Annotated in this window: 16 protein-coding genes and 2 pseudogenes; 4 read left to right on the top strand and 14 right to left on the bottom strand. The window is 69.5% G+C overall.

Going from position 1 to position 22,248, the window contains the following annotated elements; translation table 11 throughout:
* Positions 1-132: 132 nt before the first annotated feature.
* Positions 133-576, bottom strand: a pseudogene (locus L942_RS45660) (polysaccharide deacetylase family protein); the annotation flags it as partial.
* Positions 573-1,583 (bottom strand): MGDG synthase family glycosyltransferase, encoded by a 1,011-nt coding sequence (locus tag L942_RS32680; protein WP_051166408.1) that lies wholly within the window; start codon positions 1,581-1,583, stop codon positions 573-575. The gene L942_RS32680 and the pseudogene L942_RS45660, both read right to left, overlap by 4 nt.
* Positions 1,584-1,733: 150 nt before the next feature.
* Here L942_RS32680 and L942_RS32675 point away from each other — a divergent pair, with 150 nt between their 5' ends.
* Positions 1,734-3,302, top strand: a complete 1,569-nt coding sequence (locus L942_RS32675) for an LCP family protein (RefSeq protein ID WP_235079547.1) — start codon at positions 1,734-1,736, stop codon at positions 3,300-3,302.
* Positions 3,303-3,933: 631 nt separating this feature from the next.
* Here the strand turns inward: L942_RS32675 and L942_RS32670 are convergent.
* The 3 genes from L942_RS32670 to L942_RS32660 all read right to left on the bottom strand — a co-directional run bounded on the left by L942_RS32670 (position 3,934) and on the right by L942_RS32660 (position 7,726).
* Positions 3,934-5,064, bottom strand: a complete 1,131-nt coding sequence (locus tag L942_RS32670) for a thioester domain-containing protein (RefSeq protein WP_235079545.1) — start codon at positions 5,062-5,064, stop codon at positions 3,934-3,936.
* A gap of 494 nt (positions 5,065-5,558) precedes the next feature.
* Positions 5,559-6,452 carry a 2-hydroxyacid dehydrogenase gene (locus L942_RS32665; RefSeq protein WP_037367721.1) on the bottom strand — a complete coding sequence of 298 codons (894 nt, stop codon included), beginning with the start codon at positions 6,450-6,452 and terminating at the stop codon, positions 5,559-5,561.
* Positions 6,449-7,726 carry an MFS transporter gene (locus tag L942_RS32660; RefSeq protein WP_037367719.1) on the bottom strand — a complete coding sequence of 426 codons (1,278 nt, stop codon included), beginning with the start codon at positions 7,724-7,726 and terminating at the stop codon, positions 6,449-6,451. The genes L942_RS32665 and L942_RS32660 overlap by 4 nt, the downstream gene beginning before the upstream one ends.
* Before the next feature lie 120 nt (positions 7,727-7,846).
* Here L942_RS32660 and L942_RS32655 point away from each other — a divergent pair, with 120 nt between their 5' ends.
* A complete protein-coding gene (locus L942_RS32655) occupies positions 7,847-8,587 on the top strand; it encodes an IclR family transcriptional regulator (RefSeq protein WP_037367718.1) in 741 nt (246 codons plus the stop codon).
* Positions 8,588-8,627: 40 nt separating this feature from the next.
* On the opposite strand, the gene L942_RS32650 is transcribed toward L942_RS32655, so the two are convergent.
* Complete coding sequence (locus tag L942_RS32650) at positions 8,628-9,500, bottom strand: S1 family peptidase (protein ID WP_037367716.1); 873 nt, start codon at positions 9,498-9,500, stop codon at positions 8,628-8,630.
* 376 nt (positions 9,501-9,876) lie between these two features.
* Positions 9,877-10,047, bottom strand: a complete 171-nt coding sequence (locus tag L942_RS46055; protein ID WP_326929375.1) for a hypothetical protein — start codon at positions 10,045-10,047, stop codon at positions 9,877-9,879.
* Between the two features lie 178 nt (positions 10,048-10,225).
* Here L942_RS46055 and L942_RS32640 point away from each other — a divergent pair.
* Positions 10,226-10,504: pseudogene (locus tag L942_RS32640) on the top strand (response regulator transcription factor); the annotation flags it as partial.
* Positions 10,505-10,575: 71 nt separating this feature from the next.
* Positions 10,576-10,776 (top strand): hypothetical protein, encoded by a 201-nt coding sequence (locus L942_RS32635; protein WP_037367714.1) that lies wholly within the window; start codon positions 10,576-10,578, stop codon positions 10,774-10,776.
* Positions 10,777-10,820: 44 nt separating this feature from the next.
* Here L942_RS32635 and L942_RS32630 read toward each other — a convergent pair whose 3' ends face one another.
* From L942_RS32630 to L942_RS32600, 7 genes are read right to left on the bottom strand one after another with little or no spacing between them, the layout of a single operon-like run.
* Positions 10,821-14,129 (bottom strand): serine hydrolase, encoded by a 3,309-nt coding sequence (locus L942_RS32630; protein WP_037367713.1) that lies wholly within the window; start codon positions 14,127-14,129, stop codon positions 10,821-10,823.
* Positions 14,126-15,097, bottom strand: a complete 972-nt coding sequence (locus tag L942_RS32625) for an ABC transporter ATP-binding protein (RefSeq protein WP_037367712.1) — start codon at positions 15,095-15,097, stop codon at positions 14,126-14,128. The genes L942_RS32630 and L942_RS32625 overlap by 4 nt, the downstream gene beginning before the upstream one ends.
* Positions 15,094-17,004 (bottom strand): dipeptide/oligopeptide/nickel ABC transporter permease/ATP-binding protein, encoded by a 1,911-nt coding sequence (locus L942_RS32620; RefSeq protein WP_037367711.1) that lies wholly within the window; start codon positions 17,002-17,004, stop codon positions 15,094-15,096. Before L942_RS32620 ends, L942_RS32625 begins: the two co-directional genes overlap by 4 nt.
* A 1-nt stretch (position 17,005) precedes the next feature.
* On the bottom strand, positions 17,006-17,986 hold the full coding sequence (locus L942_RS32615) for an ABC transporter permease (RefSeq protein WP_037367710.1): 981 nt from the start codon (positions 17,984-17,986) through the stop codon (positions 17,006-17,008).
* Complete coding sequence (locus L942_RS32610; RefSeq protein WP_037367708.1) at positions 17,986-19,578, bottom strand: ABC transporter substrate-binding protein; 1,593 nt, start codon at positions 19,576-19,578, stop codon at positions 17,986-17,988. The genes L942_RS32615 and L942_RS32610 overlap by 1 nt, the downstream gene beginning before the upstream one ends.
* A gap of 10 nt (positions 19,579-19,588) precedes the next feature.
* The gene (locus L942_RS32605; protein WP_037367706.1) at positions 19,589-20,482 is read right to left on the bottom strand and encodes a serine hydrolase; all 894 of its coding nucleotides are present in this window, start codon (positions 20,480-20,482) and stop codon (positions 19,589-19,591) included.
* The gene (locus tag L942_RS32600) at positions 20,479-21,870 is read right to left on the bottom strand and encodes a serine hydrolase domain-containing protein (protein WP_037367704.1); all 1,392 of its coding nucleotides are present in this window, start codon (positions 21,868-21,870) and stop codon (positions 20,479-20,481) included. The genes L942_RS32605 and L942_RS32600 overlap by 4 nt, the downstream gene beginning before the upstream one ends.
* Positions 21,871-22,248 lie beyond the last annotated feature (378 nt).

Raw genomic sequence — 22,248 nt, 5'->3', positions numbered from 1 at the left:
GACGTCGGAGTCGTGCAACAGGATCGTGCCGCCACCGGCCAGTTTTCGGCACACGGTGCGCACGACTGAGCGCGGAGTGGCGCGACTGGTCCAGTCGAATCCCCAGGTACTCCACAAAACGGGCTGAAGGCCGAGCATTCGCGCCGACACCAAGGCGCTCGCGCTGAACACTCCATACGGCGCGCGCAACCACTGCGGCCGAGTGCCAGTCAGGAGTGCGATCAGGTCGACGGTGCGAGTCAGCTCGTCGTGCAAGGCCTTGGGCGAGCGGCGCAGGAAGCAGCGGTGATCCCAGCCGTGCACCGCGATCTCGTGCCCGGCCGCGACCATTTCCCGGCCCAGCTCCGGCGCGGCGGCGAGTTCCCGGCCGAGCACGAAGAAGGTCGCGCGGACGTCGAGCTTCTCCAGCGCGCGGAGGAACCGCGGCGTGGATTCCTTGTTCGGGCCGTCGTCGAAGGTCAGTGCGACATGGCCGGGGTCGCCTTGTCCGGCCAGCCGGGGCGTTCGCAGCCGCGGCACGAACAGCGCCGCCGGTGCGGCATGCGCGACGGCGGCCGCGGCGAGTCCGCGGATCATCCGGCCGCCTTGACCGCGCGGCGCAGCAACCACTCCAGCGCTTCGGTCAGCTCGCCCGGCGAATGCACCCACGGCACAATGCCGTCGTTGTGCAGTACGGCGGCGTTGGCGCGGCCGTGACCGGGTAGGCAGCGGTAGGTCAGCACCGGAAGGCCGGTCGCGAGCGCCTCCGACGTCGTCAACCCGCCCGCGTTCTGCACCACGACGTCGCACGCGCGCAGCAATTCCGGCATCCGGTCGACCCAGCCGAAGACGTGGCGATGCCCGGTCCTCCGCAGCCGCTCGGCCAGCGCTTCGTTGCGGCCGCACACCACGACCGGCTCGACGAGCCCGGTCGCGAGCAGGTCGTCGGCGGTCTGCCCGATCTGGCCGACGCCCCAGGACCCGGCCACCACCACCGCGAGCGGACCGTCGTGCGGGAGACCGAAGGCGAGCCGGAGCCGCATCCGTTCGGTCCTTCCGGTGGCGGGACGGAAGGCCGGCGCGACCAGCGGACGCGAGACAAGCGTGCGACCGGCTCCGAGCGCCCGGGCCTGCCGGGCGGCGGTTTCGTTGGGAGCGACGGTGAGCGTCGCGTCCGGACTGACGCACAGCCGGTGCACCGAGGGGTCCGTGAGGTAGACGACGAGCGGCGCGGTCAGTTCCTTCGACCGCCGCAGCCGAGCGACCGCGTGCGTGGCGAGCGGATAGGTGGACACGACAACGTCGGTGTCCTCTCCGAGCAGCTCCCGCAGGCGCGGGGTGGCGAGCCCGGCGAACCGGCGGGCGGCTCCGGCCAGCGCGGGGGTGCCGAGTGCGCCGAGCAGCCAGTCCCAGCTGCGCGGCACCGTGTTCAGCTGCTGGTGGTAGGCGCCGCAGAGCAGCTCGCCGAGTCTCCCTGGCAGCAGGTCCAGGAAATCGGCGCGCACGACGCGCGCGCCACGGCCGGAAAACCACCGGTCCAGTTCCCTGGCGGCACCGTCGTGCCCGGCCCCGATCCGGGCGGACACGATCACCACGCGGGCCATCGGGCACCTCTTTCTGCTTCTACACAGCTGTAGTAAAACTACAGCGCTGTAGAATGAGAGTCGAGGCCGGCCCACTTCCGGCGATACACCCTCGGTCCGACATTCCGGGCACCTTCCCCCGCAATTGGGGGAAGTGGGTAACCCGTCCAGGTGAGACGCCCGCTACCGTGGGTCTTTAGACCACCGGATGTGGCAGGAAGAGGAACCCCGATGCGTCGCAAGACCTCCAGCGCGCTCCGCGTCGCCCAGGTGCTCCTGGCCGTTGTTTCGCTGCTGGTCCTCGGCGGCACCGCGTTCGCGTGGTCGAAGCTGAACCAGATCACCGACGGCCTGGCCAGGTCGGATGTGATCGGCTCCGGCTCGAACTCGCCGATGGACGAGCAGAACATCCTGCTGGTCGGCCTCGACACGCGCACCGACGCGGAGGGCAATCCGCTGCCCGACGACGTGCTCGACCAGCTGCACGCGGGCGGTGCCGAGGACGGCGGCGACACGACCGACACGATGATCGTCGTGCACATCCCGGCGGGCGGCGGGAACGCCACGGCCTTCTCGATCCCGCGCGACTCGTATGTCCAGCTTGCCGGGAAGTTCGGGAAGCACAAGATCAATTCGGCTTACACCTACGGGCAGACCGCGCGGAAGAACGAGCTCAAGGCGCAGGGCGAATCCGGGGCGCAGCTGGAGACCGATTCGGCGCAGGCCGGGGCCAAGACGGCGATCGAGACCGTGCAGCAGTTGACCGGACTGAAGATCACGCATTACGCGGCGGTCAACCTGGCCGGGTTCTACTACGTGAGCCAGGCGGTCGGCGGGGTGCCGGTTTGTCTCAAGGCTCCGGTTCGGGACAGTTACTCCGGGGCTAATTTCCCGGCTGGACCGCAGAATGTCTCCGGGGCGCAGGCCCTGCAGTTCGTCCGGCAGCGGCACGGGTTGCCCAACGGGGACTTGGACCGGATCAAGCGGCAGCAGGTTTTCATGGCCAGCATGGCCAAAACGATCCTTTCCGCCGGGACGCTGACCGATCCGGGCAAGCTGGACGCGTTGATCGGGGCGGTCAAGAAGGCCGTTGTTGTCGATACCAACTGGGATTTGCTGGCGTTCGCGCAGCAACTGCACGGGATGAGCGCGGGGAGCATCAACTTCGTGACCGTGCCGGTGGTCAGTATTACCTTGAAGACGCCCAATGACGGGGACGCCGTGCAGGTGGATCCTCAGCAGGTGCAGCGGTTTATTCAGGAGCAGACTGGGGCTTCTCCTGCCGCACCGTCTTCTTCCGCTTCCGCGCCGCCGACTTCTGCTGGCGGGGATCCGGCGTTGGGTGCGTATGTGGTGGACGTGCGCAACTCGTCTGGGGTGGATGGGTTGGCCAATCGCGTCGCGGACAAGCTTGCCGCTGCTGGATATCAGCGGGGGTCGGTGAGCAATAGCGCTACTCGGCGGACTTCGACCGTTTATTACGGGCGGGGGCAGCGTAGTCAGGCTGAGGTTATCGCGCAGAAGCTCGGCGGGGTTGCGGTGGCTTCCGACAGTTCGCTGGACAAGGATCATTTCCGGGTTTATTTGGGGCAGAAGTATTCGGATGATTCTGGGGTGCATCCGGCTGCTGCTCCGGAGGTCGCTCCGGCGGCCGCTCCGGTGGTCGCGCCGGTGGGGATGGAGGCTCCGGGTGGGGGTGCGGCGGAGATTACCGCTGATGGGGTTACTTGTGTGAACTGACTGCTCGTGCTTCGCACATCGCCCCGAGGGGTTGGCGTGGGGCACCCCGAAGCTTGATTGTGCTGACGGTTCAGGGGTGCTTGTCAAGGCGGGAAAGCGTGCCTTGACAAGCACCCCTGAACCGCAGAGAGGCTTCGTATCGGGGTGCGGGGGTGGGGTGGGTGCCTCGATGAGTTGGGTGCGGCGGTTGCGGTTCTGGGGGTGAGTGGGGCTAGCGCCCCAAGGTGGCATTGGGCCTAGCCCGGCGGCGGGGCGGCGGCGCGGCGGGGGCGTGAAGGGCCCCTTGAGGGAATCTAAGTCCGTGAAGGGGCCCCTCACGGAAAGCGGCGGGCCGCGAGGGGAACCCTCAGGGAATCAGAATCCGTGAAGGTGGCCCTCACCGGCGTGGCTAGCGGGTCGTGAAGGGCCCCTTGAGGGAATGCAAGTCCGTGAAGGGGCCCCTCACGGAAAGCGGCGGGCCGTGAGGGGAACCTGAGGGAATCTGGGGCCGTGAAGGGGCCCCTCACGGAAAGGGAGAGCCGCCCGAGGTCGCAGGAGCCTGTCACGGGCTCCGGCGGAAGCACGGGCCAGGAAAGCAAAACGGGCCGGTCCTGCCGGACCGGCCCGTTGCTAACGCGGGTGACGCGGTGAATCAGGCGTTGCTGCGCCGGCGGCGGACGACCAGCAGCATCGCGCCACCGGCGACCACCAAGGCCGCGCCGATGCCGATGGGCAGGGCGGCGTTCACGCCGGTGTTCGCCAGCGGGGCCTGGCCCGAGGTGTTGCCGGCCGCGGGGGCGGTCGTCGCGGGAGCGGTGGTGACCGGGCCCGTTTCGGTCCAGGTGCCGGTCGCGGCGGCCTCGACGCTGCTCTTCTGCGACTGGGCCACGATCAGCGACTGCGCCGGCTTGTCCGCGTAGTTCTTGGCCACGAACAGGCGGCCGGTGTTGACGTCGCCCGCGGCCTTCACCGCGAGTTCGGCCGTGCCGGGCTGCGCGTCCTTCGGGACGTCCAGGAACAGCTTCGTGCCGTTCTTGATCGCCGAGGACTTGATCTCCTCGCCGTTCTCGCCGACGATCTTCACGCCCTCGGGGAGCTTGCTCGTGAAGTCGGTGATGGTGCCGGTGGTGGCGACGGTGAACGGACCGATCTTCGTGCCCGCTTCGCCGGACGCCTTGGCCGGCGTGATGCTCAGCGCCGGCTTCGTCTCCTCGACACCGGTGTTGGCGTCGCCGGTCAGGTAGTCATACAGCGCGACGACGTCAGCCGCCTCGTCCTCGGAACCGTTGGCCAGCGGGTTCTTCTCGTCGAGGTCCTTGCCGTCGCTGTAGTGCCACACCGCGGCCTGGGTCGCGGTCAGCGCTTCCTTCGCGGACAGACCGTCGTGGAGCTTGACGCCCTTGTCGGTCAGCGTCTTCTCCAGGGACGCGACATCCTCGGACGGGTAGCTGTGGTGCAGCACCCAGTTGATGTTCTTGTTGTTCTTGCGGAACGGCGACTTCGCGTCGGGGTAGTCGTTCCAGGCGTGCTCGACCATCGTCTCGCCGAACCGCGCGCCGACCTCGATCTGCACGCAGTACATCTTCGAGACGGCACCGTCGGACAGCTTCAGGTTGAACAGCGTCGTCTGAACCGTGCCCTTGTCGGCGATGTTGACGTCGAAGCCCGACGTGCCGCCGTGTTCCAGCGTGCCCGAGGCCGCGCCGCTGCGCGCCGACGGGGCGTTGTCGTCCGCGAGGGCGACCGGCGCGGCGATCATGAGCGCCGCTGCCGCGGACGCCACCGCGGCCCCTCCCCGGACCAGAATTGACCTGCCGTGCATGCTTTCTCCCATCGAGTCCCGAACCACGAACGACGGACCGCGTGAGACCACACATCTCCCCGACCACGACGGCCACCAATTCGGGTGAAGAATCCACCCAGTCAAGCGATGGCGAAGCATACACAGGGCTCACATACCTACTTTCGGTGGTCCCCCGACTGCGCATTCGTACCTGCAGTCGGAGTCGTTCCTCCTCTTGCGTTGCTCTGGGTAGGTGTGCGAAGAGCTGCGGAAACCCGGTGGAGCGCGCCGGGGAAAGGGCAGGCGACGAGCTTCGGCGGGCGTGCTGGCCGCCTTCGAGCGCACCGGGCGTTCCGGTTCTGCGAGAAGGCGGGACTTAGGGCGACTGCGAGCGCGGGCGAGAATTCATCCAGCGTTTCCTCGACTCGTTGCTCGCCGCATGTGCAGGCAGCGTCCTTTCCGCGCCGGGTCGGCCCGCGATGGCCGTGACCCGCTCAGTTGACGAGGTTCTCCAGCGGCTCGCCTTTCGCGTAATGCGCGAGCTGCCGTTCCGCCAGCCGCTTCGCCCGCGGGTAGAACGAGTCCGAACCGCCCGCGATGTGCGGGGTGATGATCGCGCCGTCGAGGGTCCACAGAGGATGGTCGGCGGGCAGCGGCTCCGGGTCGACGACGTCGAGCGCCGCGCGCAGGCGGCCGGCGGCGACCTCGGCGGCGAGTGCCTCGGTGTCCACGGCGGTGCCGCGGCCGACGTTCACCACCAGCGCGGTGTCCGGCAGCAGAGCCAGTTCCGCGGCGCCGAAGAGGCCGCGCGTCCGCGGGGTGTCGGGCAGGACCAGCACCACGATGTCCGCGGTCGGCAGGAGTTCCGGCAGTTCGTCGATGCCGTGCACGCCGGAGCGGGCGGTGCTGGCGACCCGGACGACCTCGGCCTCGCCCGCCTCCAGGTATCGCTCGATGGCCCGGCCGATCGAGCCGTAGCCGACCAGCAGGACGCGGCAGTCGGCGAGCGAGCGCGTGTGCACCCGGTCCCACGAACCGGTCCGCTGCTGCGCGAACCAGCGCGGGAAATACCGTTGCGCGGCAAGGATCAGCGCGAGCGCGTGCTCGGCGACGCTGAGGTCGTGCAGGCCCCGGCCGTTCGCCAGCCGTACCCCGGACGGGACGAGCGGCAGCAGATTGTCGTAGCCGGCGGAAAGCGTCTGGACCACGCGCAGCGACGGCAGTTCCGGGATCAGTTTCGCGGCCGCCGGGCCCTGGTCGTAGGGCAGGACGTAGAACTCGACGTCGCCGAGGCCGTCCGGCGGGGCGCCGCGGCCGTCCCAGACGACCGCGTCCAGTTCGGCCGGAACGGAAATGTCGGACCAGGGCAGGAGTACACGCGCGGTCATGCTCGCCTTTCCTTCGTCTTCGCCGGAACCGCGAGCACCAGCACCGCGGCCGCGGCCATTGTCCCCGCCAGCATCAAGAACGCGGCGGCCGTGCTGCCGGTGGCGTGTTCGAGCCAGCCGACCAGGTAGGTCCCGAGGAACCCGCCGAGCGCGCCGGCGGCGTTGACCACCGCCACCGCCACTCCGGCGGTCCGCTGCGGCAGGAGTTCGGAAATCATCGCGAAGAACGGGCCGTACGGCGCGTAGAGAGCCACCGCGGCAATCGCCAGCAGCACGAACGCCCACCAGAAATGCTGCTTTCCCAAGAGGTACGAACCGTAGAACGCGACCGCGCCGGCGAGCAGCCACGGCCAGACGAACCGGCGGCGCGCTCCGGACCGGTCCGAGCCGCGCGAGTTGATCAGCATCGCCACCACGGCGAACGCGTACGGGATCGCCGACAGCAAACCGGTCGCGCCGATCCCGGCCGACGAACCCGCCTTGACAATCGAGGGCAGCCAGAACACGAAGCCGTAAACCCCGATGCTCCACAACAGATACTGCGCCGCCAGCAGCAGAACCGCCTTGGAGCGCAACACTTCCCGCACCGGACGCTCCGCCGGCACCGGCAGCTGCGCCTGTTCGGCGGCGATCGCGGCCTCGACCGCGTCGCGACCGGCCGGGTCGAGCCACGGCGTGTCGGCGGGCCGGTCGCGAACCTGCGCACGGAACACGAAAGCCCAGATCAGCGCCGGAATGCCCTCGATGATGAACATGCCGCGCCAGGACGTGGCCTCGATCAAGTACCCGGACGCCGCCGACAGCCACATCACCGTGACCGGGTTGCCCAGGATCAGGAAGGCGTTGGCCCGGCCGCGCTCGGCCTTCGTGAACCACCGCGCGAGCAGCACGACGAGCGCGGGCAGCACCGCCGCTTCGACCGCGCCGAGCAGGAACCGGACCCCGATCAGCACCGACACCGAACTGAGCAGTCCCTGCGCCGTCGCCAGCACGCCCCAGGCGAGCACCGACCAGAAGATCAGGCTGCGCACGCTGCGGCGATCGGCGTAGAGCACGCCGGGGACCTGCAGCAGGAAGTAGCCGAGGAAGAACGACGCGCCGATCAGGCCGGACGTCGTGCTCGTGAGATGCAGTTCCTCGGCCATGCCGCCCGCGGTCGCGATCGAAAAGTTCGACCGGTCGAGGTAGGCGAGGCTGTAGGTGACGAAGACGATCGGGATCAGCCGCAGCCAGCGCTGCCTCCCGAGCGTGCCCGCCTGCTCGACGGTGTTCATCCGGTACTCCTGTCGCCGCTGACCCAAGTCCTTGACGCGCTTTCCGTAATCTGGAAAGCTATTCCGCAATGCGGTGAGAGGCAGTGTGCGTCGCCGCGCGCGGGACGTCAAGGGGGTCCGATGGCGGACATGGTCGGCAAGGCTTTGCGGGTGCTGTCGCTGCTCGGCGGCTACCCCGAGGGCGTGCCGCTGTCCGAGCTGGCGCGGGCTGCCGGGTATCCGGTGAGCACCACGCATCGGCTGCTCAGTTCCTTGCAGAGCGAGGGATTCGCGCGCAACGACCCGGTGTCGAAGCGGTATTCGCTGGGGCTGCGGTTGTTCGAGCTTGGCCAGTCGGTGTCGCAGGCGCGCGGGTTCGCCGGCGTGGCGCTGCCGGTGATGCAGAAGCTGTCCGCGGAGACCGGCGAGCCGACGCTGCTGGCGGTCCTCGACGGGCACAACCAGGTTTACGTGCATTCGGTGCAGGGGTCGCAGCGGCTGCAGATCCGCGGCGAACCGGGCGCGCGCGGCCCGCTGCACTGCACGTCGATGGGCAAATGCCTGGTCGCGTTCGCGCCGAACCGGGACGAGCTGGTCGCTTCGCTCGAACTGCCCGCGCTAGGCCCGCGCACGATCACCGAGCGGGAGGCGTTCGCGGCGGAAATCGCGGCGGTGCGCGAACGGGGTTTCGCGATCGCCGACGAGGAACACGAGGAAGGCATCCGCGCGGTCGGCGTTCCGATCCGGACCCCGGACGGGACCGCGATCGCCGCGTTGTCCACCGCGGCCCCGGCTTACCGGTTGACCGTGGCGCAGCTGGAGGAGTTCGTGCCCGCTTTGCGTGCGGCGGCACGGGAATTGGCGGCGTTGCTGCCCCGGTGAAGTCGTGCGTGTTTATGCCGGTTCTAACCGGCATCGGCGCTCACGAGCCGATCTGTTCGCGGATCCACGAGACGAGCTGGTCCACGCGCGCCGCGGTTTCGATGCCGGGCGAAGGACAGTCCGGACCGAAGTTCTCGACCGCGATCAGCGTGTTCTTGCCCTTCACCGGCGCGAAAAACGGCGAGCCCGAGTCGTCCGGGCACGGGCTGTTCTCGACCGTCCGCTTCTTCAGCGGCTCCAGGGTGATCTCGTCCTTGCGCACTTCGTCCACCTGGAAGTCGCCGCGTTTGAGGTGGTCGGTCTGCACGATGACCTTCGAGGACAGCGAACCCCAGCCGACGAACGTGGTGTGCTCGCCCGGTTCCGGCGGACCGTCCGGGAGCGCGAGCGGTTCGATGTCGGTGACCGGCTCGGACAGCTTGGCGAGCGCGAGGTCGTTGACCGCGGACTGGCGCGTGTCCACGATCGTCAGCACGTGCCCGCGCGGATCGGAGTCGGTGAGCTTCCCGATCGCGGCGGTCATCGTGTAGCCGGGTTTGCCGCTGACCCGCGTGCCGTCGAGGTCGTGGAAGCAGTGGCCCGCGGTGACGACCCACTGCGGGGCGATCAGCGAACCGCTGCACCCGCCGGTGCGGACGCCGCCGCCCTTCTCCGGAATGTCCTTCGAGGACAGTTTGACGCTGAACGGAGTCGGGTGGTCGGGCAGCGCGGGCGGCGGCGCGGAGGCCTGCCCCTTGCCGCCGGTGTTGCCCGGGCCCCCGCTGACCGTGCTGCTGGCGTTGCCCGCGTTGCCGCCGGCGCTGCGCGCGACGGCAACGTTCGACACCGGCTTCGCGGTGTCGGCTTCCGCGGTCCGGTGCAGGCCGACGTAGGCTCCGGCGAGCCCGGCCCCCAGGACCGTGGCCGCTGCCACGGCGCCCAGCCGAAGGCTCGCCCGCTGAGCGGAACGTGACTTTGCGTGCACCACGGGGTCCAAGATAGCGAAGTTGTTAAGCCGAATGAGTGAGTGTGCCCGATTAATCCGATGACCAGGGTAGAAACTGCCGCGGTCGATACGCGGGGTTCGGACTTGATCACGGAATGCTCACGACGTGGGGGCGTTTTGCCTGGACGCTGGGCCATTCGGCGGCGGCGACCGGATTGTGGGAGTTGCTCCCGGTCAGTGGGACAGGTGCGGCGGACGAGGTCCAGTCCAGTCGGCCATCGCTCTCCGTCGCCGCGGCCGCGTCCGGATTGGTCCGGACGACGGCGCGCGGCTTGGCGTTCGATCCGCCGCGGGCCAGTTGTTCCTATTCTCGGAGGCCGATGGCGTCGATGGGCTTGACACGCAAGGCGACCCGCGTGGACAGACCGAGCGAGACCAGGCTGAGCAGGAACGCTCCGGCGAGGATTCCGCCGAACACCGCCGGCGTGCCGGACGGCAGCGGAGTTTCCCGCAGGGCAAGATTGAGCAGTGCCAACGGAATTGCTGCCACCACAGTGCCGAGCAAGGCCGCGATACCCGGCGGTCGTCAAGGCTTCCAGGCGCATCATCCGGACGACCTGGCCTCGCGTGGTGCCGATGAGCCGCAGCAGGGCGAACTCCCGCGATCGCTGCGCGGTGGTCATCACCAGCGTGTTGGCCACGGAAATCACCACCGCGTGGTGGAAGGCGGCACGGCGATGGACCCGGAGGTGGTGACCCAGCTGCTGGCGCACCGCCGCGATCCGCTCGACGCGCTGACCGCGCGCGAGCGCGAGGTGCTCGGGTTGATGGCGGAGGGCTACAACAACGCCACGATCGCGGAACTTCTGGTGGTGAGCGACGGAACGGTGCTCAAGCACATCCGCAACATTTTCGCGAAGCTGGGCTTGCCGGAGGACAGCGGGCACCGGCGGGTGCTGGCGGTGCTGGCTTATCTGAACGGGAAGAGGTAGCGCAGGCGCTACCACGAAGTGGGGGGTCTACGGCGTGGTCGCCGCCCTCGGCGCTCCATAGTGTTCTCGGCATGGAGACTTCCCCGAGCCGCACCGCTGGCGGCGCTGTTGTGACTACCTTGCTGTGGCTGGCTTTTCTCGCCGGCGCCGCCGTCAATTCGATCGGCCAGTTCGCCGGGCTGGCGGACATTTACCGCTACCTCGGCGGCGGAGTGGCGGTGGTGTGCTTGGTGCTGCTGATCGGGCGTTTTATGGCCCGACGCAAGGATTGACCCGGCTGGAGGGGCTGGGCAGCGAATGCCCAGCCCCTCCCGCGTCAGGACACCTTGGGCGTCGCCCGGGCACCGAAGTGCAGGTACGGCTCCCCCGTCGGCAGGGTGTAGAACAGCACCGGCGTCCAGAACTGCCCGCCCGGCATGCGGAGCAGGAACAGCGTGTCCGAGACCGCTTCCAGGTCGTATTCGTGGACGTTGTCTGGCATCATTTCGGCCAGCGGTCCGGTCACCGTGTAGATGACGCGCAGTCCGCCCTCGCGCTCCACGACCTCGATGTGCGCGCCCGCCCGTTCGTAGACGCCCAGGTGGCGGCTCGCGTCCACCTTCACCGGCGTGGCCGGGGGTTCGAGCGGGCGCGGCATCGCGACGTCGGCCAGTTCGGCGAAGATTTCCCGGTACAGCTCGGTGTACAGGTCCCGCGCGTGGCCGCCGTTGGTCAGCAGGGTGACCGCGAGGCCCGCGTCCGGCAGCAGGCGCAGGAACGCCGACTGCCCGATGGTGTTGCCGTCGTGGCCGATGACGCGGCGGCCGCCCCACTCGTCGCGGATCCAGCCGAGGCCCCACGAATCGCCGAGGGTGTGCTTGTCCGGGACGTCGGCCTGCTTCTCCGCCATCGCCTTGGCCGATTCCGCCGACAGGATCCGCGTGCCGTCCGCGGTCAGGCCGCCGGTGAGGTGCAGGCGGGCGAAGGCGAGGACGTCCGCGGCGCGCGCGGTGATCAGCCCGGCCGGTCCGGCCGAGCGGGGCAGTTGCCAGACCGGGGCCGGGGCCGGCTCTTCGCCGTCCGGCGAGACGTGTCCGACCGCGGCACGGAACAGCAGCGCCTCTTCCGGCAGCGTGACGGTGTGGGTGAGGCCGAGCGGCGTGTACAGTTTCTCCCGCATCGCGGCGTCCCAGGTCTTCCCGGTGAGCTTCTCGATGACCCGGCCCATGAGGATGAACCCTGAGTTGCAGTAGGAGAAAGTCGCGCCGAGAGGATGGTTCTGCGCGGCGTCCTCCAGCAGGTCGACATACTTCTCGACGCAATCGTCGCCGCGGCCGGTGTCGGTGAAGATGTCGCCGTCGATGCCACTGGTGTGCGTCAGCAGATGCCGCATGGTGACGCGCTTGGCCACTTCCGGATCGGACAGCCGCAGTTCGGGCAGCACGTCGATGATCGGCGCGTCGAGGTCGAGCAGGCCCTGGTCGACGAGTTGCATCACCACGGTCGACGTCCACACCTTGGAGATCGAGCCGATCTGGAACAGCGAATCCTCGGTGACCTCGACCCCGGTCGTCTTGCTCAGCACGCCGTGGGTCGCGAAGACCTCCTCGCCGGTGTCGACGCGCAGGATTCCCAGCGACGCACCGGGAACGTCGTACTTGCGCGCCAGTTCCGCGAGCCGCCGGCTCCAGTGCGCGGCCTCGATCGGCACCCGCGAGCCCGCGTACTGCTCGACCCAGTCGACCACGCGCCGGTTGTAGTCGGCCCGGTGCGACGGCGGACCGTCCAAAATGAACAGATGCGCGCCGCCCGGGTACAGCACCAGCCGGGTCGGCACATCGCGCTCGCGCAGTGCGGTGAACCACTGCTCAGCCTGCCCGACCGGGCACCGGACGTCCTCGCCGCCGTGCAGAATCAACGTCGGGGTGCGGACGTTCTCGACCTGCGCGTGCGGCGAGGATTTCTCGTACTTGCCCCACGAGAGTCCGGCGAATTCGTTGACTGCCATGAAATGCCCGCCGTCGGACGTACCCGCCAGACTGGTCAGGTCGCTCACCACCCCACCGGCCACGGCAGCGGCGAAGCGGTCGTCGCGGCTGGTCAGGTAGCAGGTCATATAACCGCCGTAGCTGTAGCCGGTGACGGCGAGCCGGTCCGGATCGGCCAGGCCTTCGGCGATGAGTTGATCGATCGGCTCGAGGAAGTCCGGCGCGTCCGCGTGTCCCCACGCGCCGATCGCCGCGTTGTAAAACGCTTCGCCGTACCCGTCGCTGGCTCGCGGGTTGATCAGCAGCACTGCCCAGCCGCGTTCAGCAAGGGTTTGGTGGTACAGGTGAATCGAGTCCGCGGCACCGTTCCAGGCGTTGTGCGGACCGCCGTGGATGTCGAGCAGCAGCGGCTGGGGGCCGGTGCGTTCGGGGTCGCGGATGAGCCAGCCCTGCACGACGGTGCCGTCGCTGATGGTGAATTCACGCGACTCACGAGCGAACAATTCCACTTCGGACACTGCATCGCCGTGCTTCGTGCGCACGTCGACCTTGCCCGTGACGCGGTCGAGAACGGCGACCTCGCCGAAGGAATCGGCGGTAGCCAACACGATCGCGGCCTGATCGCCGACCAGGTCCATTCCGGACACCACGTTGCCCTCGCCGGTCAGCACCGCACGCGGTTCGCCGCCGGCAACGTCCACTTCGTACAGATGGGTGCAGCCGCGGTCGCGGATCGCGAACAGCACGACGTCGCCCGCCGCGGTCAGTTGCGGGAGGGCACCCGGGTAACCGGGGCCGCCGGGCATCACGTTGCGGTCGAGGCTGGCGGCCAGGTCGACTGTCTCGCCGCCGTCCAGCGGAACGCGCAGCAGACCGAGGTGTCCGGTCGCGGTGTCGGTGCGGCTGACCACCAGCAGCGCCTTGCCGTCCCTGGTCCAGTCGACCGTGCCCGCCATGCCCTGGTCGGTGCCGACCAGGCGCGGTTCGGCGTTGCGTTCGGTCACGTCGAGGACGTAGGCGGCGGCCCGGAAGGTGAGGTCGGCGTCGTCGTCCAGGGCCGCGGTGAACGCGACGTGCGTGCCGTCGGGCGACCAGGCGGGCTGGCCCGCGTGCCAGTCGCCGAAGGTGCGCTGCTCGACTTCGCCGGTCGCGAGGTCGAGGACGTGCACGTGGCCGCGGAGCGTCTTCAGCAGGCCCGGACCGTCGGACTTGTAGTCCAGCCGCTCGGCGACGATCGGCGTGTTCGCCGGCGGCTCTTCGACCACCGCGGCGAGGTCGACCGCCGCGGAGAACGCGATCTTGCTGCCGTCCGGGCTCCACACCGGGGCGCCCGCGCCGAGCGGGAGCTTGGTGAGCTGCTCGGCCTCGCCGCCGTCCGCCGGGAGGGCCCAAACCTGCGGCGGACCGTCCTGGGCGCGCAGGAACGCGAGGCGGGAACCGTCCGGAGACCAGGCGGGCGCCGCGTCCGCGTTGCCGCGGGTGAGCTGGCGGGCTTCTCCGGAGGAGGCGCCGACTGTCCAGAGCGCGTCGACGTTCCGGTCCTCCTCCCGGTCCGCGGTCCGGACCACGTAGGCGATCCGGCTGCGGTCCGGCGAGAGCGCGGGCTGGCTGGGCGCGGCGAGGTCGTAAAGGTCGTCGATGCCGAGACGGCGGGTCATACGCTGGCTCCTTGGGAAATCGCGGGCTCGTGGCCCTCGGATTCAGTGAAGTGGCAGGCTGCGGCGTGCTTGCGGGTCGCGGCGCCGTCGGCCGGATCGGTCCGGAGGCAGATCTCGCGGTCGCTCCGCGCGAGCGGGCCGACCGGGCAGCGCGGGTGATACCGGCAGCCGGCCGGCGGGTGGTGCGGATCCGGCGGTTCCGCGTCCGCGGTCGGGCCGGGTTCGAGGTCGAACAGCGGCTTGTGCGCCGAGGGCGCGGCATCGAGCAGATCGCGGGTGTAGGGGTGTCGCGGATCGGTGAGCACTTGATGTGCCGGTCCGGCCTCGACAATCCGCCCGAGATACATCACCGCGACGAAATCGCTGAGATACCGGATCACGGCGAGGTTGTGCGAAATGAACAGCATCGACAAATCGAGTTGCCGCTGCACCGAGCGCACGAGGTTGAGCACCGCGCCCTGCACCGAAACGTCGAGCGCCGAGGTGATCTCGTCGGCGATCAGCGCCTGCGGACGGCCCGCGAGCGCCCGGGCGAGCGCGACCCGTTGCCGCTGCCCGCCGGACAGCTGGCCGGGCAGGTGCGCGGCCCGTTCCGGATCGAGATTGACCAGTTCCAGCAACCGGGCGACCTCGGCTCGGCGGTCCGTCCCGCGCGGCATGGCTTCGGCGATCGACTCGCCGATGGTCATCCGCGGGTTGAGCGAGGAATACGGATCCTGGAACACCATCTGCAGCGGACGCCGGCGCGGCAGTTTCCGCACGTCCACGCCGCCGAGCAGCACGCGTCCGGCGCTCACCGGCGACAAGCCGACGGCCGCCCGGGCGAGCGTCGATTTGCCCGACCCGGATTCGCCCACCAGGCCGACGACCTTGCCCGCCGGGACGGTCAGCGAAACTCCGTCGACCGCGGTGAGCCCGCGTCGTCCGCCGTACCGGACGCTGACCGAATCGAACGCCAGCTCGCTCATTCCGCCCCTCCCGCCACGACCGCCGCGACCGCTGTTTCCGACCCTGCCGCATCCGGATGCCAGCACGCCACCCGATGTTCCGGCGCGAGCACAGTCAGTTCCGGGTCCTCCTCGCGACACCGCTCGGTCGCCACCGGGCAGCGGTTGGCGAATGCGCAGCCGGACGGCAGCCGGTCGGGTTCCGGCGGACGACCGGGGATCACCGCGAGCGGCGCGTCCGGGTCCGTCTCCAGGTCGAGCGTCGTGGCCAGCAGCGCCCGCGTGTACGGATGCCGCGTCGCGAGGTCCGGTCCGGCGGCGGGCAGATCTTCCACGATCCGTCCGGCGTACATCACCAGAATCCGTTCGCAGGTCTGGGAAACGACCGCGATGTCGTGGCTGATCAGGATGACCGCGGTGTCCCGTTCGGCGCGGGTCTGGGCCAGCAGCCGCAGCAGCTGCCGTTGCACGGTCACGTCCAGCGCGGTCGTGGGTTCGTCGGCGATGATCAGCCGCGGGTCGCCCATCAGTCCCATGCCGATCATCGCGCGCTGCCGCATGCCGCCGGAAAACTCGTGCGGGTACTGCATCGCCCGCCGTTCCGCGGCCGGAATCCGCACCGCGCGCAGCCGGTCGACCGCCCGCTCGAACGCCTTGGCCCGGGAAAGCCCGTGGTGCTGCTCGGAAACCTCGGCGAGCTGACGGCCGATCCGCCGGGTCGGGTTGAACGACGTCATCGGGTCCTGGAACACCATCGCCAGCGACGTCCCGAGCAGCGTCCGCAATTCGCGCTCCGGTGTGGTGAGCACCGGAGTTCCGGCGAAGTCCAGCCGGTCCGCGGTCACGCGACCCGGCGCTTCGATCAGCCGCGACACCGCCAGCCCGGTCAAGCTCTTGCCGGAACCGGATTCGCCGACGACCCCGATCACTTCGCCCGCCCGCACGGTGAAGCTCACCCCGCGCACCGGCACCGTCCAGCCGGCCGGCCGGGGGAACGCGACTTCCAGGTTCTCGACCACCAGCACGGCCTCGTCCGCCGCCGCGGTATCCACTGTGGACTTGCGCCGGATTCGCGGACCCAGCCGCGGCAACCGCGTCCGCACGCCGATCACCCCGGCGACCGTCTCGCCGAACAGGTTGAACGCCAGGCCCGCGATGACCACCGCGACCCCGGGGGCGAGCGCCGCGGCCGGGTTGACGTAAATGCCGTTCAGCCCCTCGTTGAGCAGCCGTCCCCAGTCGTATTCCGGGGCCTGCACGCCGATTCCGAGGAACGACAGCCCGGAGAACGCCAGCAGCGAACCACCGGCGCCGAGGGTGGCGTTGATCGCCAGCGGCTCTCCGATGTTCGGCAGGATGTGCCGGAACAGCAACCGGATCCGGCCCACTCCGGCGACCCGGGCGGCGGACACGAAATCCCGCCCGGCCACCGAAGCCGACAACGTCTGCGTCAGCCGGGCGAACTGCGGGGCCAGCGCGAACCCGATCGCCATCACCGCGCCTTGGGTGCCCACGCCGAAAATCACCGCGAAGAACAGCACCAGCAGCAGGCCGGGGAACGCGACCGCGATGTTCACCGCCGCCGTCAGCAGCCGGCCGAGCGGACGCGGCAGCACCGCGGGCAGCATGCCGAGCACCAGGCCGGTCACGACGCCGAGCGCGGCGGCCAGCAGCGCCAGCACCACCGAAAGCCGGGTCGCCACGAGCACGCGGTAGAAGATGTCGCGGCCCAATTCGTCCGTGCCGACCAGATGAGCGCCCGACGGGCCCTGGCTGATCGCGTTCGTGTCGATCGCCGAAGCCGCGTCCCGCCACAGGATCGGGCCCAGCACCGCGAGCACGAGCACCAGCACGAGCAGGACGGCGGCGAACGCGCCGAGCGGGGTGCGCACGGCGGCCAGCCACTGTTGTCCGCGCCGTTTCGCCATCTCAGTTCTCCCGGATCGTCGAACGCGGATCGAGAATCGCCAGCAGCAGGTCCACGACGAGGTTCACCAGCAGCACGCCGATGCCGTACACGAGCACGATTCCCTGCACCAGCGGGTAGTCCTTCTGCAGAATGGATTGCGAGATCGTCGAACCGAGACCGGGCCAGGCGAAGACGTTCTCCACCAGCACGGTGCCCGCGACGAGGCTGGTCAGCATCAGGCCGCCGAGCGTGAGGGTCGCGGTCAGCGCGTTCGGCAGCGCGTGGCGCAGGTAAATCAGCCGGGCAGGCAGCCGTTTCGCCCGCGCGGTGCGGACGAAATCGTTGCCCAGCACCGAAAGCGTCTCGACCCGGACAATCCGGGACAGCGTCGAGGCCGGGCCCAGCGCCAGCGCGATGATCGGCAGCACCAGCGAGCCCGCGCCGTCGTGCCCGGCCACCGGGAACCAGCCGAGCTGCACCGCGAAGAACGCCACCAGCGCCACTGCGACCAGGAACTCCGGGATCGCGGCGAACAGCACGGTGGTCGAGGTGAACCCCAGCTCGGCGCCGCGGTGCCGGCCGCCGCGGGTGAGCACGGCGAACGTCAGGCCGAGCGGAATCGCCAGCCCGATGACCACCGCGAACGCGGGCAACGCCAGTTGCAGGGTCGCCGGGAGCCGGTCGGAGATGACGTCGCCGACGGGTTGCCCGGTCAGCATGGACGTGCCGAAATCGCCGCGGAACAGCCCGCCGAAATAATCGAGATACTGCTGCCACAGCGGATGATCCAGCCCGAGCGCGGCACGCCGGGCGTTGACCAGTTCGATCGGCGCGGTCAGGCCGAGCGCCGCGCGCACCGGATCGCCCGGGATCAGCTGGATCATCAGGAACGCCATGGTCACCAGCACCCACAGCGACACCACGAACCGCCCGAGGCGGCGGGCGCCGAAGGTCAGCCAGGGACTGACCTTCGGGCCCGTTACGGCGATCGCGCCGGTCATCAGGCGTACATCCGGATGGACGCCGGCGTCAGGTAGCCGTTGACGATCTCGAACTTCGCGTTGCTGCCGTAGGTCGGGATCACCGAGTTCGCGAACTGCACGACGTCCTGCTTCTCGAACAGCGCCGATTCCGCGGCCGTCCAGTCCGCACAGCCCGCTTCCCCGGCCTGCGTCGCCGCCTTGGCGACCAGCGAGTCGTACCGCGGGTTCTTGATGTGCGCGAAGTTCGTGCCCTGCGGCGGCTGCCCGCCGGAAATGAACGGCACCAGCTGGCTGGGCAGGGTGAGGCCGAGCGGCGCCATCGAGATGTCCCACTCGCCCGTGGCGAACAGCGCCTGGCTGATGCCCGGGCTGTCGAGGCCCTTGAGCGTGACGTCGACGCCGACGGCCTTCCAGCCCTGCTGCATCAACTCCGCGCCCGGCGGCATCGTCGGACCGGCCTGCGTGCCGTAGATCGCGGTCAGCGCGAGCCGCTTCCCGTCCTTCACGCGGATGCCGTCCGGTCCCGGTTTCCAGCCCGCCTGATCCAGCGCCGCCTTCGCCGCGGCGACGTCGAAACCGGGGATCTTCCCGGTGGCCGAATCGCCGTCGCACGGCCGGGGTTCGATGGTGACCATGCCCTTGACCGGCGCGCTGCCGTCGCGGGTCAGCACCTTCGCGACCTGCGGGAGGTCGATCGCCTGCACCAGCGCGCGGCGCATCGCCTGGTCCGCGCCGAACCGGCCGGGAGCCTGGTTGAAGAACAGCTCGCCGAACGGCGAGACGATGTCGGCGTGGTACAGCCGCTGGGCCTTGAGCCGCTGCTGGTCCTGCCCGATCACCGAGCCCGCGTTGACCTCGCCGGACAGCAGCAGGTTCGACATCGTCGTCATGTTCGGGATGACCCGGACGTTGACCTTGTCCGGAAGGCCCTTCTGCTTCGGGTCGAACTGGCCGGGACCCCACGTGTAGTCCTTGCGCCGGGTCAGCGTGTAGTGGTCGTTCGGGACGATCTCGGTCATGGTGAACATGCCGGTGCCGTTCTCGCCCTTGGCGAGCGTCTTGCGGTCGGCGAGCCCCTTGGCGCAGGCGATCGGCAGGCCGGCGATGTTGCGGAGCAGGAAGGCGTCCGGCGCTCCGCTGGTGACCGTGACCGTGTCCGCGCTGGCGGCCGCCTTCGTGCCGGGGGCCACCGTGACCCCGGCGAGCGGGGATTTGTTCGCCGGGTCGCCGACGTAGTTGATGTTCGCCGCCGCGTCGGCCGCGCTCAGCGGGCTGCCGTCAGCGCAGGTGATGCCCTTGCGCAGGGTGAAGGTCGCGGTGGTCGTGGTGGCGTCCCACTTTTCCGCGAGCCCCGCCACCGGCTGGCCCTTCGAATCGAGATTGATCAGGCTGTCGTAGAGGAACCCGTCGAGGTTGCGGGCGACCGACAGCACGGTGATCGCCGGGTCGAGCGTTCCCGGATCGGTCGGGATGGCATAGGTGAACGTCTTGCCGTCGACCAGTTTCTGGTTCGCGGTCCGGTCCGTCCCGGATTGCGCTGATCCCCCGCACGCGCTCACGGTCAAGGCCACCACGCCCGCCATCGCGGCGGTGAGCCGGGCAGTTTTCATGGGATTTCTCCTACGGAGTCGCGCTCTGGAGGTGGTCGATCGCCAGCCGGGCGGCGGCGCCGATGGACGCGTCGACCGCGGGAAGGCGGTCTTCGAGAGAATGCGCGCGAGTGAACACCGCGACCGCGAACCGGCGGCCGTCCCCCAAGGTCACCACGCCCGCTTCGTTGCGGATTCCGGGCAGCGTCCCGGTTTTCGCCGCCACCCGCACGCCGGACGGGAAGCCCGACGACAGCCGGTGCGGCCAGATCTGCTGCGCCATGATCGTGCGGACCCGTTCGCACGCTTGCGGTTCGCCCGCCCGGTCGGTCCAGATCGCGTCGAGCAACTCGGTGATCTCGCGCGGCGTGGAGGAGGTGGTGCGTTCCGGATCGCGAACCGACAGTTTGTCCAGCTGCTCCGGAGTCGCTTCACCCAGCAGCGCTTCGAGATCGGACTCCGGACTGCCGCCGAGATCGGAGACGACGGTGGCGAACAAGTCCTCGCAGCAGCCGATCAGCCGGGTGCGGGCGAGTCCGAGGTCGGCCAGCACCCCGTCGATCGTTTCCTGGCCGAGCCGGTGGTAGAGCACGTCGGTCGCGGCGTTGTCGCTCATCGTGAGCATGAAGTGCGCGAGGTCGCGCCAGCTCATTTCGACGTCGTCAGCGCAGCCCGCGGTGCCGATGCCGCCGATCCGGTACCGCGCGGTCACCTTGGTCCGTTCCGTGTCGTCCAGCCGTCCGGCGGCGACCTCGCGGGCGTACGCGAGCGCCACCGGGATCTTGAATACCGAAGCGAGGACGACCGGGGCGTCCCCGCCCGCCGACACTTCCGGGCCCGGCGCACCGATTTCCCGGGCATGCAGGAACCCTTCCGCGCCAGCGTCGGCGAACACAGCTTCGATCTGCGCCTGGATACCGCTCACTGGGAAACCCGCCGGTCCGCGCGTCCAGTGTGGACGAACTGGGCGCGGCCGTTGCCGTCATCGCCGACGAACGCGTGTGCCAGGTAAACACCGGGCAGCTGGTCGGTTTTGGCGACGAACGTGTCCCCCTGGCACGGGAACAGCTCTTCCTTGGCCGGCGGTGCGCTGCTGAGTTCCGCGAAGATGCCCTTGGGGGTGCGCGTCATCCAGAGCTTGCCGTCTTCTTCGACGACGACGGTGTCGGCGACCATGGACGAGTACTCGCCCACGTAGCGAGAAAGGTCGGCTGGCGCGGCGGCGGGGTTCGGCTCGGGCAGCGGCGGCACCTGCACCCCGGCGAGTTCGTCGAGCAGCTTTGTGTAGATCTCGTGGTACACGTGGATCGGGTTGCCGCCGTTGGTCAGCAGCGCGACCGCGACGCCGCGTTCGGGCACCACGCGCAGGAAAGCCGACTGGCCGATGGTCCCGCCGTCGTGGCCGATCACCTTGCCGCCGTCCCAGTCGAAAAGCATCCAGCCGAGACCCCAGTGCGCGGACATCAGGCCGAGGTAGGGCACGTCGACCTGCGGTTCGCGCATCGCGAGCAGCGATTCCGGCAGCACCACCTGGGTGCCGTCGTCGGCCTTGCCCTCGTTCAGCTGCATCCGGACGAACGTCAGCAGGTCGCGCGGGCGCATCGCGAGCGTCGACCCGGCCGGCGAGTTCGAGCGGGTGAGCGCCCAGACCGGCGCGGGCACCGGGTCGTCGCCCGGTTTCGGCGAGACGTGCCCGATCGCCGCGCGGTAGCGGATCGCGTCGTACGGACCGGACGCCGCGTGGGTCAGGCCGAGCGGAGCGAAGAGGTGGTCGCGCACGCAGTCGTCCCAGCACTTGCCGCGCAGCACCTCGATCACGCGGCCGAGCACGCAGTAGCCGGCGTTGTTGTAGGAGAACCGCTCGCCCGGCGGGAAAAGCTGCGGCACGTCGGACAGCGTCGCGACGAGCTTCTCCACGCAGTCGTCGCCGGGTCCGGTGTCGGTGAAGATGTCGCCCTCGAACCCGGCGGTGTGACAGGCCAGCTGCCGGACGGTGATCGCCGCCGCGGCGTCCTCGTCGCCGAGCGCGAACTCCGGGAGGTAGTCGCGCACCGGCCGGTCGAGGTCGAGCTTGCCCTCGTCGACCAGCTGCATGGCCAGCGTGGTCGTCCACACCTTGGTGATCGACCCGATCTGGAACACCGAGTCCACAGTGGACTCCACGCCGGTGCCCTTGTTCACGACGCCGGCCGCGTGGTCGATCACCTCGCCGTCGGCGAGCACCGCGATGGCGGCTCCGGGGACCTGATGCTTGGCCAGCAACGCGGCGAAATTCTCCTGAAGCCAGGTCTCGATTTCGGAAATTTTCGACATGTGCACCTTCTGTCCGAGGGATGGTGGACCGGCGTTTCGGAAATGCTAGGTCGGTGGCGCACGTCACTTGTTCGTCCGGACCGAGGAGAGCGCGGGGAAAGTTCCTCCGCTCCGACGAATCAGGCCGTGCGCAGGGACTCCACTGCCGTCTCCGCGGCGAAACCGGGGAACGCGTCGCGCTCGGGAACCCGCGAGCGGGCGGTGCGGCCGGACTTGCAGTTCCATCAGCGCAGGGCGCACGCCCGCGGGGCAGCTGCTTCGTCGTGCCGGATCAGTCCGCCGAGCTCCTTGGCTCGGCGGGCGATCGTTTCGGATGCGGTGGCTTTGGGCTACTGTCCACTGTGGACGTAAGGCGGCGGGAGGGAGGGGGAGGCGGGG

The sequence above is a fragment of the Amycolatopsis orientalis DSM 43388 genome (assembly GCF_000411975.1).
In the GTDB taxonomy this organism is placed as follows: Bacteria; Actinomycetota; Actinomycetes; order Mycobacteriales; family Pseudonocardiaceae; genus Amycolatopsis; species Amycolatopsis orientalis_D.
Note: the sequence above shows the minus strand (reverse complement) of the source record. Positions and strands in the feature narration are given on the sequence as shown.